Consider the following 15,294-nt stretch of genomic DNA (forward strand, 5'->3'; position numbering starts at 1 on the left):
TCGGACAACAATTTCTTGCAGCCGACTATCAGGCGGCACAATGAAATCATCGTTAGTTGTTATTGTTTTGACTATTCATGAAGGGCTACCCGTTAATCATACCGGCAGCCTTATCGCGTTTAGATTCCCGCCTCAGCACAACGCTCACTCTGTTCAGCGTGCAAACTTGCATCACGCTGTTTATCGCCCACCCATTCAAATGCCTGTTTGAGATCAGCCAATAAGTCGGCCGTGTCTTCAATGCCTACGGAGACCCTGACCAAGCCTTCGGAAATCCCGAGTGCCTGGCGTTCCTCGAGGGTGTTTTCGACATGACTGGTTGTCCGTGCCGGCCCATAGATGGTTTCAACGGCGCCCAGGTTACCCGCCCGGTGTGCGTACTTGAGCTGCGGCAATAAACGCGTCACCGTGTCCATCCCGCCTTTGAGCACGAAGCTGACGATTGCGCCAAATCCGTGCATCTGGGAGCGGGCAATGGCGTGACCTGGATGCTGGGGCAGGCCCGGATAATTGACGGATTCAACCCAGGGTTCGGTGCACAGGTATTCGGCCAGTGCTTGCGCGCTCGCTTGTTGCTGGCGAAGACGCAAAGCCAGAGTCTTGATACCCCGGATAATCAAATACGCCGAGAATGGATCCAGCGAGGCCCCATTGATTTCACGGTAATGACGAACTTGAGACATCAGTCGCTCGTCGCCGCAGACCACGCCTCCCAGTACATCGCCATGACCGGACAGGAACTTTGTAGCGCTGTGCACGACCACGTCGACCCCGAGAGCAAGGGGGTTCTGATTCAACGGTGTCGCGAATGTATTGTCGGCGATGACCAGCGCGCCAACGCGCTTCGCTGCCGCCACAAGACGTCGAATATCCAGAACCTTGAGGGTCGGGTTAGTTGGCGTTTCCAGGTAAAGGACGTTGCAGCCTTTAGTGATCTGATACTCGATGGCGTTTATGTCGAGGGTATCGCACAGCGTGACTTCAACACCCATGCGCGGAAGAAACTCTTCGAAGATCTTGTTGGTTCCACCGTAGCTGTCACGGGTAGATACCACCCGCTGGCCACAGGCCAGGAAGGTATGCAGCACACCACTGATTGCAGCCATCCCGGTACTGAAAGCGACAGCCGACTCTGCGCCTTCAAGTTCGCAGAGCTTGTCTTCCAGAACTGAGACCGTCGGGTTGCTCATGCGGCTGTAGATGAAGCCAGGCTGTTTGCCCTGCGCTACGTCATACCACTCATCAATGTCGTGGTAACCGTAGGCAGCACTGACCACGATGGGCGTCTGAGTAGCGTTGTAAGGATGCTGAACGCGCTCCCCTCCCCACACCACTCGCGTCCCCATACCCGCGTCCGGATTCAAGCCGGGTTTGAATTTTTCATCCATAAATCTATCTCGCATCGATGGAACACGAATGTTCCGATTGGGCTTGCGATGACTATATGGAAGGGTTGCGCCTGTGAAAAATCATGTTATCTGGGGCTAAGGGGCCCTTTTTTTAATGGATGCTCAAGCATAAGCCAGTGACGTCCCCAGCCCTGCAGGCTCAGGCAGGGCTGCCATCAAGGCCCGACACAGGCATTGCGGGCAAGGCATCGAGAAAATCGGCAATCTGGCGGGTCGTCCGCAAGCGGATGACAGGCACCTGCGGCCCCACTTTTTTGCGCACCGTCTCGATACCCGGGCGTGTGCCTTGGTCGAAATTCCATACAAACTTCAGGAACACCCAGTCGAACTTCTCCCTGCAACCTGCTGCAAGGTCAGGGCGGGAGCGGTTTGTGAGGCTGCGCATGATCACCCGGGTGAAACACGTGAGACGCGGCGTATCCAGCCAAATGATCACGTCGGCACGGGGCAGGCGAAGGTCGAAGGTACGCCGGGCATAATTGCCTTCACACACCCAGGCATCCGGGGCGATTGCCTGGCTGACCCGCTGGCGAAACTGTTCAGCGTCCGGTTCGATCCAGCCGGGCTCCCAGAACAAAGGGTCAAGGTGCACCACGGGCAGGTTCAGGCGCTTGCCGATGGCTCGGCCGAGGGTCGATTTTCCGCTGCCGCCATTACCCAGTATCACAATCCGTTGCATGCCGACTTCCTGTTGAAAAAAAACAGAAAATTCTACCGATTGGGATGGCCCGTTAAAAGCTGAAAGACAGTGACTTGATGCTCATTTCCTGAAGCTCATTGGCCCTCTCACCGCCAATGAGCAACGTTAATGACCATGACTGCGCACGCTGTGGGTGATCACCCCCCAGATCGACAGGTCGTCACCTTCCATGACGTACCGGTCCGGGTATCCAGGGTTTTCAGACCGGAGGATCACTTCCTTGCCGCGCAAGCACAGGCGCTTGCAGATGGGATCATTGTTCAGCAGCGCCACCACAATATGGCCGTGGACAGGCTCAATGGAACGATCGATGACCGCCAGATCTCCTGAGAAAATCCCGACCCCCTGCATGCTGTCGCCATCAATCGACGCCAGATAGACATGGGGCGCACGCACATTGAGTACCTGATCAAGGGAGATGACTTTCTCGATGTGGTCTGCAGCGGGTGATGGGAATCCCGCCGGAATCTTGAACGAGCACAGCGGCAAACCAATCCCGCCCTGCGCAAGAGGTCCCAAAAATGTGAAGCTCATGACCCGCGCCCTTACTTAGCTGTATGAATATACAGTTAACGCCGTAGGACGATTCTGGTCAATATTTCTGTCAGGGATTTCGACGAGAGGAACCCACACCAGCCCCCCCGGGCTTCATCCGCAGTGCTTCACGAACTGGTTTCGACCCAGTGTCTTGGCGCTGTACAGCGCCTGGTCTGCCGCTTCGATCAAACCCTGCACGTGATCCAGCTGTTCACCTGCGGCACAACTCATCCCGATGCTCACACTGACTCGTCCCAACGGGCTGGCGGTGTGGGGGATGTTGGCTTGCTTCAGGCGATCGAGGATAAGTTGCGCCACCACCGCCGCCCCCTCAATGTCGGTGTTGGGCATGATGACACTCATCTCTTCTCCGCCATAACGGGCGACCACATCCGACGGTCGACGCACGCACTCCTCGATAATTTTGCCAACCGCCTGCAGACAGGCGTCTCCGGCCACATGCCCAAGGGAATCGTTGTACAGCTTGAAATGATCGAGATCGATCATCAGCAGGGCCAAAGACGTCCCTTCCCGCTTTGCCCGTCGCGCCTCTATGTCTAATGTCACATCAAAGCAGCGCCGGTTGGCCAGGCCGGTCAGGGCGTCCTTCATCGCCAGCAACTCAAGCTGGCGGTTCGACGAAAGCAATTGCTGCTGAGCCCCTCGCAACTGATCTTCTATCTGGGTTCGACGGCGGATATCCAGGATCAAAAACCAGCCGATCAGGCCGGTAAGCCCCAGCAGCGCAGTCACCACCACGGCTGACAGCAATGCCTCCATGCGCCACGCGGCAAGGGCTTCGCGTTTTCCAAGGGCGACGGTCGTGATCAGCGGCAACTGGCTGCTTTTTCGGAAGGCATAGAGCCGCTCCACACCATCCAGGCTGGAGGTGAACGAGGCGGTACCGACGGATTGATCAACCAGGTATTTGGCATAGATCGGCGACTTCGAAAAGTTGCGGCCCATGTCCTGCTCGCGAAAAGGATAGCGAACCAGCAACGTACCATCGGTATAGGACAACCCGATTGCACCCTCCTGCCCCACATCGATCTTGCCAAACAGCCGCAGGAAGTTCTCAACCCCCAGAGTTACCGCCACCACCCCGGCAAACGCTCCGCGAGCATCATCGAAGCGCCGGCTGACAGTCACCACCCACTCATGATTGGCACGGCTCTGGATTGGCGGGCCGATAAAGGTCTCGCGGGATGGATCGTCGCGGTGATGAATGAAATAGGCACGATCACTGCTGCTGGCCCCGACCGGGATCCGGTTGGAGGACATCAACCAGCGCCCCTGGTTGTCGTAGATCGTGATCCCGCTGAGCTGTGGCATCAGGGGCTGCTGGCGGTCGACCAGCGCACCCAGCCGCTGGATCTGGATGGGGCCGCTGCCTTCAGTCTCCAGGCGCTCGACGAGCCCGAGCAACAGCAGCGAGCTTTGCCGGACAATGCCTTCGGAGTAAGTTGCGAGCGCCTGGGTAAGGTTCAACCCGTGGACGTTCACATCCGCCAGCGCCCGCTCACGTGAGGCCAGCACTTTCCAGACAGTCAGCGAGGCCAGGGAGCAGCCGATGACAAACAGCAAAAGAACAACCAGATGGGTATCACGCTTCACGTCATTACCTGATGGAAAATCCATTTTTCCGTTCCAGCCACTGTGGGAGAAAGGCAATAGCGGCAGCCGTATGCCCTCACCTGGGGCAAGGATACAAGCAGTTACATGTTGCTGCAGCAACAGATTATCCCGTCAGCGGGCAGATGCCCTTGAGCTCTTGAACAGAGCAACGATCACTCAAAAGGCTGCACCGGCGGCAAGCGACCAGAATCATGGCTACGTTCGACCGCTTCTGTGCACAGGGCTTCGAGCAGCACCCGCTCCAGAATGGCAAAAAAACACTTTATGTGGGCCTGCTTCAGTGCCTGAGGCCGGGTCACCAGATAGACGTCCAGATCTGGAAGCTCAATACCCTCGAACAGCTCGATCAGATCCTTCGCCAGAATACGGGGCAGTACACCAACCCCCAGGCCTCGCCTCACCGACTCGAGTTGCACGGTAAACGAGTTCACGCTGATGTGGGCCCGGTCAAGACCGGCTGCTTTTGCTGCACGCATTTGCGCCAGCATGTCGAGCGGAGGAAGCAGCGCTACATTGACTGCGGTGGCCACCGTGACCCCTGGACATCGCTTGAGGTATTCGGGAGCCGCGAACACACCGTAGGCGAACCGGCCAATGGGTCGATAAATCAACGAAGGCTCACCGAGATGGATCGTGCGTATCGCAATGTCGGCCACGCCGCGGGCGATCTTGTGAAAGTCGGCGGTTACTTGCAACTCCACCGAGCAACGCGGGTGCAGGGAGGTAAAGCGACCCACCGCCTCCAGCACCCCGGAAGAGAACCCCTCCCCTGCACTGACCAGCACATTGCCGGACAGCTCTGCGCCTGATCCCGGGATGTCAGCAACAACTTGACGCCTCAACCCCGCTTCAGCCGCGATGGCAACGTCCACCAGGGATTGGCCCCGCGAGGTCAGCCGGCATCCCTCAACGCCCCGTTCGACAAGGGGCTCGCCCAGGGCAGCCTCCAACTGGGTCAGGCGCCGGGACACCGTAGACGCCGCAATCCCCAGCAACTGGCCCGCCTGCAGAAAGCTGCCATGCCGAGAAACCGCCAGCAGCAGTCGAAGATCGTCCCAATTTGCTTGCAACGCCATGCGTCATGTCCTCCCTGGTGTGCATCTGTGCAAAGCCATTATGCAGCAGTCGCTGTTTTTCAGAAGCGCTCTGGACGGTATATCTACAGCCCTTCGAAACCACTGGACTGGAATGTATGACTAGCGCGCCAAAGGACTCTGCACAACACGCCCCGCGCAACGTATTCGTGACCGGCGCAACCGGCTTGCTGGGCAACAACCTGGTGCGAGAGCTGCTCGCTCGCGGCTATACCGTCAAAGCACTGGTGCGCTCGATGGCCAAAGGTGAACAGCAGTTCAAAGGCCTGGCCAATGTGCAACTGGTCATAGGCGACATGGCCCGGGTCGACGCATTCGCCGCATCACTGCAAGGCTGCGATACGGTGTTTCACACGGCGGCTTTTTTTCGCGACAACTACAAGGGCGGCAGCCACTGGAAGGCGCTCGAAAAGATCAATGTCACCGGTACGCGGGATCTGCTTCAAGAGGCCTACCGTGCCGGAATCCGGCGATTCATCCACACCTCTTCCATTGCCGTGCTTAATGGCGCACCGGGCACCTCCATCGATGAGACATGCCTGCGGGCCGAGGCGGATGCCGATGACTATTACCGCAGCAAAATCCTCAGCGACCGGGTGGTGTTGTCGTTCCTGGAAACCCATCCACAGATGCATGCCTGCATGGTGTTGCCCGGCTGGATGTGGGGGCCTGCCGACATGGGCCCCACGTCCTCGGGGCAACTGGTCAATGATGTGGTCAACGGCAAGATGCCCGGGCTGATCCCCGGCAGTTTCTCCGTTGTCGATGCCCGTGATGTGGCAGCCGCCCTGATTGCTGCCGCCAGGTATGGACGACGAGGTGAGCGCTATCTGGCGGCGGGTCGGCACATGACGATGCGTCAGCTGGTACCGGCTCTGGGACGCATCGCGGGGGTCAAGACACCTGCGCGTCAAGTGCCGACGCCTGTTCTGTATGCCCTGGCGGCGGTGCAGGAGATCTATGGGCGCCTGACCGGCAAACCCGTTCAGTTGAGCATAGCCACCCTGCGCCTGTTGATACGAGAAGAACATCGCACCCACTTCAATCACCACAAGAGTGAACAAGAACTGGGCCTGAGTTTCCGGTCACCGGACCTGACAATCATGGACACCGTGGCGTGGTACCGTGACCACGGCTGGTTTGAAAGCCACGGGGCTTGATCTGTTTAGGGCTCATCAAACTGGGTATGCTGGGCGCCGGCTGATACTGCCTGCCGCTCGCGCCCTCCAGGGACTGGTGAAAGTATTTTTGAAAAACCCGAACCCTGTCGATTTTCTTGCAGTCGAGGTTTGGCAACGCGAGCACCTGACTGACTCGACTCCAGGAGGAACGATGATTTCCATTGAACACGCCAAGCAGATGGCCAAACGACTGCGTGCAGTGCTGAAAGCCCACGGGCAAGAGGTCACCCACTCGACCGCGCTGGAGTGGGTAGCCCAGCAACTGGGCTACCAGAACTGGAACACGGCGTCAGCGCTGCTGCACCCCCAAACTGCCCCGCCAGCGATAACGTTCGAAAGCCCCATCCCCCTGTTGCGCATGTTCGACGAAGCCAAGGCACGGGAGTTTTACCTTGGTTTCCTGGGCTTTCACGTCGAGTTCGAGCACCGCTTCGAGGCTGGCCTGCCTCTCTATCTGGGGATCATCCGCAACGGCTTGCGCATCCACCTTTCTGAACATCACGGTGATGCGAGCCCCGGGACCACGGTATTTGTGCCCATGCATAATATCGAGCTGCTTCGCGATGAATTGCTGTCCAGGCAATACGGGTACGGCCGTCCCGACATTGTCCAGCAGGGCTGGGGCAAGGTGCTGGAAGTCCATGACCCGTTCGGTAACCGGATCAGGTTTTGCGAAGACTGATCGAACGAGCGCAAAGCGGTCGCCAAGCCGGTACACGCGGTATCCCTGATCAACCGCGCAAGCTGACTTTACGACTGCTTCGCAGCCGATCGCAGCCTCGCACGGCTCGTCAGCGACTACAGACTCGTCACCTATCCCGCGTGTAGTCGCTGACGAGGAACGAAGGCTGCGATCGAGCGCGAAGCGGTCGTAAAACAGACACACGCGGTATCCCTGATTAACCGCGCAAGCTGACTTTACGACTGCTTCGCTGCGCTCCTCAGCGGCTACAGATGACGTTGAAAAAAGCTCGCCAGGGTGTCGAAAGGAATGAGGTCGACGCGGTCAAGGTAAGCGACCATAACTAGTCACTCCCATTTTCGTGGACTGCTTGATGGTATCGTTTCTGTCTGCCAAGAGCGGGTCTTCGAGGCCACTTGTTAAATCAGCGGTGACTCAACACTTTCAATCAATACTGCTTTGTTGCGCTGGCTATGCGCCGGTACTTACGCAACTCCCGATAAGCGCTGCGGATATCCAGAAAAAATATCTCTGCGCTGCGCCAGAGCAGCATCCACACCGTAACGGTAAATACTGCCACCGGAATGGTGCTTTCAATGCCTAGCGCATTGCCTATCAGCCCCACCACCAGTGCCATGCCCAGGAGTGTCAGCGCTTCCAGCCGCAGGATGAGAATATCCCCTCTGACTTGCTCGCTCTTCTCTGCAAAGGTATTGCTGATGGCTTGCTGCAGGCGTTCTCGTTCATTTTCGGGGCAGTTGATCTGCAGGCACAGCTTGGGGTAGTACCAGGCACTCTCCAACAGGTAGTCCACCAGCTCCGGGCTTAGTTTGGGGGCGTCCGGCGAGGCAAATGGATTGAGGTAATCGTGAGTGATCGTCAAATCGATTTTTTTGAGCATTACGAACTTTGGCCTGGTTGAATTGGGGTCGGAGGCTTCAGTGATCCAGATAAAACTAGTCCAAGATAGCTGTTCTGCTTTGTCGGCGGTCACTCGCGCTGTTGCAGGAGCGGATTTATTCGCAGTGCGCTGGCTGAATGTGCACCTCGTCTGCCTCCATCAACGCTGATTGTTATCGCTCTCTGCGAGTGGGGAACATTAGTCGCGGGGATCGAGCACCGCCTCCAGGCGCTGAAGGAACACTCCTACTCTATGGGGCACGTGCTGACGAGTAGGCAATAGTGCGGTGATGAACAGTTGTTCCGGGTCAACATCCTCCAATTCAACTAGGCAAAGGCTTCCAGCAGCCAGATCATCACGGATGTCCCAGTACGTGAGCATCGCAATCCCCAAGCCTTGCCTGCTCGCCGTGCGCACCGCCTCGACACTGTTGGCCGAAAAAACGCCCTCCGCCCGCATGGAAACCGCTTCACCGTCACGCATGAACGGCCAGAAAGGCATCCCATGCAACGCTATGCGGCGGTGGCTCAACAGTGCGTCCATCGTAGCGGGTATGCCGTGGCGCTCCAGGTACAACGGACTGGCGCACAGCACTCTAGGGTTCGGTGCGAGGGGACGCGCGATTAAAGTCGAGTCTCGCAGGGTCGAGATGCGCACCGCGACATCGATCCCGAGACCGACAATGTCCACAATGCTGTCTGACAGTGTCAGATCAACCCGCAGCGCCGGGTGTTCTGCCAGGAGAGCGGGAATCAGCGGCATGATCACTGCCTGCCCGAACACGGTGGGAGCAGTGACCTTCAAGACACCGCTGGCAGCTCCGGCATTGGATTTCAAACTGACCCTCGCCCCCTCACTGGCTTCCAACAGCGTCGTTGCAAAGGGGAGAAATGTCTCGCCTTCGGCCGTCAGTGAGACGGAGCGCGTTGTTCGATGGAACAGTCGAACGCCTAGCTCACCTTCAAGCGATGCCAGCCTGCGAGACACTGTCATGGGCGCCAGGCCGAGTCGTCGAGCGGCTGCCGAAAGACTGCCGCTTTCGGCAATGGCGCTGAACACTTCCACATCTGGAATTTGCATCATTACATCCGTTTTTGATAAAGCGGCTTATCGTTATTGCTGGCTTCTCAGCGTTTCAAGCCAGGTTTATCGTCCTCTACATCGCTATTTAAAAGCATCTTGGATGAACGAGGACTGACTGCATGAACGACTACAATCAGCGGATTTTAACTCAGTATGATATTGGCCGCCTCAGATTGAGGAATCGCCTTGCCGTAGCACCCATGACTCGTGTCAGTGCTACCGAGGCGGGCCTGGCGACCGCTGAGATGGCGCGTTACTACGAGCGATTCGCAAAAGGCCGCTTTGGCCTGGTCATTACCGAAGGGCTGTACACCGATCAGAAGTATGCTCAGGGTTACCCCTTCCAACCGGGGATCAGCGATGTTGAACAGGCTCAGGCCTGGCGTGGTGTGACCGATCGTGTTCATGCCCGGCATGGCGCGGTATTCGCACAACTCATGCACGCTGGAGCGCTGAATCAGGGCAACCGCTTTAAAACGGCTACCGCTGCACCCTCGCCCGTTCGACCGAAAGGAACGCAGATGAAGTTCTATTACGGTGAGGGACAGTATCCGCTACCCCAAGCGATGAGTGATGAGGATATCGCCGATGCCATCGCGGGATTCGCACAAGCGGCGGTGCTGGCAACCCGTGCCGCGGGTTTCGACGGTGTTGAAATCCATGGGGCGAACGGCTATCTACTGGATCAATTCCTGACCGGCTACACCAATCAGAGAGACGACCGCTGGGGCGGTAACGTCGCTGGCCGGATTGCTCTGACACTGGAAGTCATCAAGGCAGTCAGAGCGGCCATCGGCACGCTTGCCCCCATCGGGGTACGTATTTCACAGAGCAAAGTGAATGACTACGAACATAAATGGCCTGAGGGCGAAGCAGCCGCCGAGGTCATTTTTGGCTCGCTCAAGGACGCTGGCATAGACTTCATCCATGTGACGGAATTTGAGGCCTGGAAACCGGCGTTCGCAGAGGGAAATGCCAGCCTGGTTGAGTTGGCTCGCCGGTATGCACCACAGGTGGCGATCATCGCCAATGGTGGCCTGGATGTACCGCAACGCGCCGAGCAGGTGTTACGAGACGGCGCCGATATGATCGCGCTGGGCAAGGCCGCCCTGGCCAACCCCGATCTTCCCAACCGCCTGGCAACCCATACCGCCCTGGACGAATTCGACCCCTCGATCCTTGGGCCGATTGCGAATATCAAGGACAGTGAATTGACGTTGGCGTGACACCACCCCACTACCTCAAAGCCTGTAACAGCTTCTCGACAACGAGGGCTTCGACGGATCCTTCACTGCTACCTTCGTCAAAAACAGCGCAGCACGCCGATGCGTCGCCATCGCAGATACGGTAAACGGCAAGGACGCCACCAGGCCCGCAACCTGTGTGCCCGCAGAGGGTAAAGCCCCCTTCAATCGGACCCAGCATCAAACCCAGACCATACCCCGGTGTAATCCATGGGCGTCCTGGAATCGGGCTGCCCAAAGTTTTTGCTTCCTGCATTTCCTGGAGCAAGCCCGCAGGGAGGAGATGCCCCGCGAGAAGTCGGTCGAGGAATAGCGCTGCTTGCGAAATGGGGCCGATCAGCAAGCCGTGATAGACCCAGCCAGGGTCGTAATTTGATTGATTTCCAAGGCAGGAGTCTCGTAAATCTGCTCGCGTTTTAGCGAAATAAACATTGGAAAGCCCCGTAGGCATCAGTGCGTATCGAGCCACTGCCTCCTCAAGCGACAGATCGGTCACCTGCTCAATAAGCCTGCCTACAAGCAGGTAACCCACATTGGAGTAACGCCATCCGGTTCCGGGGCTATATCGAAGCCGGGCACCCTCAAGGCGCTGCATCATTTCGTCTACTGACCACGGAGCCTCATCGTTAGCGACAGCGGCGTGATAATCCGCAAGCTCACCATAGTCGGCGAGCCCTGCCTCATGTCGAAGCAGTTGGCGTAATGTGAACGGTTGATCACGAACCGGGGCGTCCAATCGGAGCCGTCCATCACGCACCAAAGACAGAGCGGTAGCGGCCAGGAGGGTCTTGGTAAAGCTCCACCACGGCACCGCCAGTTCTGATCGGCAGGACGCAGGTTGCTGACCATTTGATACGAGTGAGCTCAGCATTGACTTCCCTGAATGGTTGAGCGGATTGACGCCTCAACAAGATATCCCATTCAACCTCACGCGCAGGGCGGAAAGTCAGGTTGAGGCTTATGTCATGTCCTGAGGGACGGGCTGCTCTTGGCCGATTGTCGTCCCTCGTGACAGGCTGCTATCGGCCAGAAGCAGCCTCTCACCAAGGGCAAACATCAGCCATTTGCGGACATAACATTACTTTCAATCCCTTGAGCTAGTCGCTAAATTACTGACTCATGGAGCTTAGAGACGAGCAATGAAACTGAACCACAGGCCAGTGAAGGCTAGCGACGTAAGAAAGATCTGCGGCTTTCCTCAGAACGCTCAAGAGTTGTTTTTCATGTTTCCGAAGGCGCACTTCCCGCTAACGGAAACGCAGTTGAATATCGCAATCTCCCAACGCTTCGACTCTACCGTTGTGGAGATCAATGGGACTGTCGTTGGGTTTGCCAATTTCTATCGAGCTGAACGCAATGGCGTTTGCTGTATCGGCAATGTCATCGTCTCGCCGAGCGCTCGGGGCGAAGGAGTGGCTACGTTTATCGTAGAGACGATGACCGGCTTGGCATTCGAGCGTTATGGAGCCAACGAGGTGCAGATTTCCTGTTTTAACGAAAACACGGCAGGGCTGCTGCTCTACCCCAAGCTTGGGTTTGTCCCTTATTCCATTGAGGAGCGACCTTCTTTGGGAAACGGCCGATCGGCCCTCATACACATGACGCGCAGCAGAGGCTCGACAGATTGAATACACATGACGCGTAGCAGAAGCTCGACAGATTGAATACACAGTCGATTACTACCTTGGATGACAGGCTGAAATCGACCAGAAGCGGACGCCAAGGATTGCCGGCGGGGAGAGTTTCCTGATGCCTTTGTGCGCCGTATAGTGGGAATACTTTTTCGGTCAAAGGAATGGCTATGAACCCGCTAAGAGGCCTACCCGTCGGTGTAATCGGCGACCGTGACACTGTAAATGTCACGTCGCATTGCTCGAAAAGGGAAACGCCATGCGTGCAGGCGTGATCCTTGCCGGGATTGGCACCACGTTGGCGCTGTTGTCTGCATCGCCAGCCCAGCCTAAACCCCTGCCGCCAGTCACTGTCAACCAGGGTGGTATCTCAGTGCTGGTACAAGGCTCGGGAACAGATATCATCTTAATTCCAGGGTTTGCGTCGTCCTACGAAGTCTGGGCTGATTTGGCCTCCAGATTACGGCACAGCCACCGTCTCCATCTCGTGCAGGTAGCTGGCTTTGCCGGCTCGCCTGCCGTATCCAATCCAGACGGGAGAGTCGTCGCGCCGACGGTCGAGGCGATCGCTGAATACATCCGCAGCCAGCGCATCGAGGCGCCGGTCATCATCGGTCATTCGTTGGGTGGTGAGGTGGCACTGATGGTGGGTGCGCGTCATCCCGATCAAGTGGGACGCCTGATGATTGTCGATGCGATGCCCTTCTATACGTTGCTCTTTGACCCCTCCGCGACCAGTGAAACGGCGACCCCGCATGCTGCTGCGATGCGCGATGCAATGTTGGCGGCAACGCCTGAGCAGGCGCACTCCATGCAGCAGGCAGCCATCGCCCGCCTCGCTAAAACTGAAGCGGTCAGGCCCGGCCTGGTCGCTGCGGGGATGAACTCGGACCGAAAGACGATGGCCGATGCCATGTATGAACTGATGGTCACCGACCTCCGGCCTGAGCTTGAACGCATCAAGGTGCCTGTCGAGGTCGTCTATGCCTACGACCTGCTTTACGGTGTAGAGGCATCCCACATTGATGCAATGTTCCATAACGCCTATGCCTCGACCCCAAACATCAGCTTCAGCCGCATTGACGGCAGTTTTCACTTCATCATGCTTGATCAGCCAGAACTGTTCGCCAGTGCTGTCATCAAGTTCCTGAACCGGTGAGCGACGGCGGGGTAGCTAGAGCGATGCAGATGATGGTGCCGCAGCCCACGGAATAGACTGCACCTGACTGACAGTCAGGCATGCCCCGGTCATCGCCTCACTGCCTTCACCCGACTCAGGATCTAGCGGCGCCGGTCTCGTCAGCCAGCATAGCCTCCACCCCCGACTTCTTCGGAAGTATTTAGGAGACCAGATCATGAGATGCCCAAGCTCCCGGCCATAAGGAGCCGCCAATCCCGAGTAAGTGGACAACCCTCACAAGTCGCAGAGGCCTTGACCCCGATAACACTCAACATTCTTGGCGGGATGACGTAGGGAAGGTTTCAAGGGTTTAGCTTGTAGATGAGTTTGATCATGGGATTGGTCGGTATTGGCCTGGACAAAACACCTTCCATTGACACGACCAGGCCACCATTTGAATGGTCCGCACAAGGTTTGCAACATAGGTGCGTAGCACTTCGCCGCGAGCTTTATTCTTCACCGCTAACAAACCGACATTGCGCAAATCTAGAGCAACAAGAATAATGCAAATCATTATCAATTGTTGCTATTGGTTTGTCCGCTCATGCCTGCTCCCGATTACTCTGCCCTGCATCTAATGTACAGCGAACATAACGGCTGGCTCAAAAGCTGGTTGCGCGCCCGCATGGGCAACGCCGCCGATGCAGCAGACCTGGCCCAGGATACCTTTGTGCGTCTGCTGAGCTCCCGCGACGTCGAACAGATTCGCGAACCGCGCACCTACCTGAGCGCGATCGCCCGGGCACTGATGATCGACAAATTCCGTCGCCGCGCCTTGGAGCAGGCTTACCTCGAAGTCCTGGCCCTGCGCTCGGAACCGCTGGATATCTCACCTGAAACACGCCTGATGATTCTCGAAACCCTAGTAGCCATCGACACCATGCTTGATGGCCTGGGCGAGCGTACGCGGCGGATATTCCTCGCCGTGCAATTGGAAGGCCTGAGTTATGTGGCCACTGGCGAACGCCTGGGCGTGTCGGTGACCACCGTCAAGAAACACGTGATCCGCGCAATGACCCATTGCCTGCTGCTTACGGAAGACTGATGGCCGCGCCCCTGGATCTGCTCACCCTCGAAGCCGCAGCCACCTGGTATGTGCGCCTTAACAGCATGCCGCCCACAGAGGCCGATCAACAGGCCTGGCGCCACTGGCTGGCCGCCAACCCACAGCACGCGCGAGCGTGGGCACGCGTAGAAAAACTGCAAAGCCAATGGGCTCGGTTGCCCGCAGACGTGTCACTGTCGACGCTGGCCGGGGTAAAGGCCCGCCGCCGCGCTGTGCTCAAGACCCTTGGACTGTTGCTCGCCGTGGGCGGCAGTGGCTGGCTGGCCACCGAGCATCTGCCCTACCAGGCGATGCTTGCCGATCAACGCACCGCCACCGGCCAGCGTCGGCACATGCGTCTGGACGACGGTAGCCAACTGGACCTCAATACCGACAGCGCCGTCGACATTGCCTTCAGCGCCGACCTGCGTCTGATCCGCCTGCACCGCGGCGAAATCCTGGTAGACACAGCCAAAGATAGTCGCCCGTTTATCGTCGAAGCCCCCCAGGGTTCGGTGCGTGCCCTGGGCACGCGTTTTGTCGTGCGTTGCGGGCCTACGTTCACCGATGTGTGCGTGCTGGATAAGGCGGTAGAGCTACGCCCTCTGAATCATCCTTCACGGGTACAGTGCCTGAATGCCGGCCAGCAGGCCCACTTCGACCGCGACCAGATCAGCGCCGTGACCCCCTCCCCGGCAGGTGTCGGTGCCTGGAGCCAAGGCATGTTGACTGTCATCGAGTGGCGCCTGGGGGATTTTATCGCCGAGCTCAGCCGTTACCGTCGCGGCGTGCTGCGCTGCGCCCCGTCCGTTGCCAGCCTGCGGTTGAGTGGTGCATTCCGTATCGACGACACCGATACCATTCTGGAAAACCTCAGCCAATCCCTGCCCGTCAGCGTACGTTTCGTGACGCGTTACTGGGCCAGTGTCGAAGCGGCCTGAAGTTTTTTGCGAATTATTCCCATCCTGGGTT

At 57.7% G+C, this 15,294-nt stretch carries 15 protein-coding genes; 7 read left to right on the forward strand and 8 right to left on the reverse strand.

All coding sequences use genetic code 11. From position 1 onward, the window contains the following. Positions 1-119 precede the first annotated feature (119 nt). The 5 genes from AC19YQ_RS12920 to AC19YQ_RS12940 form a co-directional block, all read right to left on the reverse strand. On the reverse strand, positions 120-1,388 hold the full coding sequence (locus tag AC19YQ_RS12920; RefSeq protein WP_500595233.1) for a cystathionine gamma-synthase family protein: 1,269 nt from the start codon (positions 1,386-1,388) through the stop codon (positions 120-122). Between the two features lie 160 nt (positions 1,389-1,548). Continuing rightward, positions 1,549-2,088 (reverse strand): P-loop NTPase family protein, encoded by a 540-nt coding sequence (locus AC19YQ_RS12925; RefSeq protein WP_500595235.1) that lies wholly within the window; start codon positions 2,086-2,088, stop codon positions 1,549-1,551. 126 nt (positions 2,089-2,214) lie between these two features. Further along, positions 2,215-2,643 (reverse strand): LexA family protein, encoded by a 429-nt coding sequence (locus AC19YQ_RS12930; protein WP_500595236.1) that lies wholly within the window; start codon positions 2,641-2,643, stop codon positions 2,215-2,217. Positions 2,644-2,757: 114 nt separating this feature from the next. Continuing rightward, positions 2,758-4,260 (reverse strand): diguanylate cyclase, encoded by a 1,503-nt coding sequence (locus AC19YQ_RS12935; RefSeq protein WP_133078722.1) that lies wholly within the window; start codon positions 4,258-4,260, stop codon positions 2,758-2,760. Between the two features lie 173 nt (positions 4,261-4,433). Next, a complete protein-coding gene (locus AC19YQ_RS12940; protein WP_500595237.1) occupies positions 4,434-5,357 on the reverse strand; it encodes a LysR family transcriptional regulator in 924 nt (307 codons plus the stop codon). Positions 5,358-5,473: 116 nt separating this feature from the next. Here AC19YQ_RS12940 and AC19YQ_RS12945 point away from each other — a divergent pair, with 116 nt between their 5' ends. Further along, positions 5,474-6,535 (forward strand): SDR family oxidoreductase, encoded by a 1,062-nt coding sequence (locus AC19YQ_RS12945; protein ID WP_500595238.1) that lies wholly within the window; start codon positions 5,474-5,476, stop codon positions 6,533-6,535. 172 nt (positions 6,536-6,707) lie between these two features. Next, complete coding sequence (locus AC19YQ_RS12950; RefSeq protein WP_500595239.1) at positions 6,708-7,238, forward strand: glyoxalase superfamily protein; 531 nt, start codon at positions 6,708-6,710, stop codon at positions 7,236-7,238. A 448-nt stretch (positions 7,239-7,686) separates the two neighbouring features. Here AC19YQ_RS12950 and AC19YQ_RS12955 read toward each other — a convergent pair whose 3' ends face one another. Then, positions 7,687-8,139, reverse strand: coding sequence for a hypothetical protein (locus AC19YQ_RS12955; RefSeq protein WP_500595270.1), 453 nt, complete (start codon positions 8,137-8,139; stop codon positions 7,687-7,689). A 198-nt stretch (positions 8,140-8,337) separates the two neighbouring features. Further along, complete coding sequence (locus tag AC19YQ_RS12960) at positions 8,338-9,219, reverse strand: LysR family transcriptional regulator (protein WP_339475587.1); 882 nt, start codon at positions 9,217-9,219, stop codon at positions 8,338-8,340. Between the two features lie 122 nt (positions 9,220-9,341). Here AC19YQ_RS12960 and AC19YQ_RS12965 point away from each other — a divergent pair, with 122 nt between their 5' ends. Beyond that, positions 9,342-10,448, forward strand: a complete 1,107-nt coding sequence (locus AC19YQ_RS12965) for an oxidoreductase (protein ID WP_500595240.1) — start codon at positions 9,342-9,344, stop codon at positions 10,446-10,448. A gap of 10 nt (positions 10,449-10,458) precedes the next feature. Here AC19YQ_RS12965 and AC19YQ_RS12970 read toward each other — a convergent pair whose 3' ends face one another. Next, positions 10,459-11,337, reverse strand: a complete 879-nt coding sequence (locus AC19YQ_RS12970) for a serine hydrolase domain-containing protein (protein ID WP_500595241.1) — start codon at positions 11,335-11,337, stop codon at positions 10,459-10,461. Between the two features lie 268 nt (positions 11,338-11,605). On the opposite strand from AC19YQ_RS12970, the gene AC19YQ_RS12975 reads away from it, so the two are divergent. From AC19YQ_RS12975 to AC19YQ_RS12990, 4 genes are all read left to right on the forward strand, one after another. Beyond that, positions 11,606-12,094, forward strand: coding sequence for a GNAT family N-acetyltransferase (locus AC19YQ_RS12975; protein ID WP_500595242.1), 489 nt, complete (start codon positions 11,606-11,608; stop codon positions 12,092-12,094). A 262-nt stretch (positions 12,095-12,356) separates the two neighbouring features. After that, positions 12,357-13,256 (forward strand): alpha/beta fold hydrolase, encoded by a 900-nt coding sequence (locus AC19YQ_RS12980; protein ID WP_500595243.1) that lies wholly within the window; start codon positions 12,357-12,359, stop codon positions 13,254-13,256. 565 nt (positions 13,257-13,821) lie between these two features. After that, positions 13,822-14,322, forward strand: coding sequence for a sigma-70 family RNA polymerase sigma factor (locus tag AC19YQ_RS12985; RefSeq protein WP_500595244.1), 501 nt, complete (start codon positions 13,822-13,824; stop codon positions 14,320-14,322). Continuing rightward, positions 14,322-15,263, forward strand: coding sequence for a FecR domain-containing protein (locus AC19YQ_RS12990; protein ID WP_500595245.1), 942 nt, complete (start codon positions 14,322-14,324; stop codon positions 15,261-15,263). Before AC19YQ_RS12985 ends, AC19YQ_RS12990 begins: the two co-directional genes overlap by 1 nt. Positions 15,264-15,294 lie beyond the last annotated feature (31 nt).

The organism is Pseudomonas sp. MF06569 (assembly GCF_059862735.1).